The organism is Photorhabdus sp. RM96S (genome assembly GCF_042879335.1).
GTDB classification, from domain to species: Bacteria; Pseudomonadota; Gammaproteobacteria; order Enterobacterales; family Enterobacteriaceae; genus Photorhabdus; species Photorhabdus kayaii.
In genome coordinates, this window is sequence record NZ_JBHFKT010000299.1 from 1 (window position 1) to 223 (window position 223).

The window sequence follows — 223 nt, forward strand, 5'->3', positions numbered from 1 at the left end:
TGAGGATTTTCAGCGTCATTCGCTGGCGGCGGCGATAACGTATACCGTTGCGGTAGGCGGCGCCTCCGCCGCCCTCCCGCTGGTCGCCGGGGTGGCCGCCGGGAAACTGGGCGCGCAGATAGGCAATGATATCGGCGAAAGCCTCACCCATGGCGTGATGGGTTTTTTTGGCCAGAGTACCGTCGCCACCGAAGGCCAGGCCCCGGCCCGCCTGGGGGATGCG

General features: G+C 66.8%; 1 protein-coding gene. It reads right to left on the bottom strand.

The features are described from left to right. The coding region (locus tag ACGF49_RS25445; protein WP_387493635.1) for a hypothetical protein at positions 1-223 on the bottom strand (223 nt) is incomplete at both ends.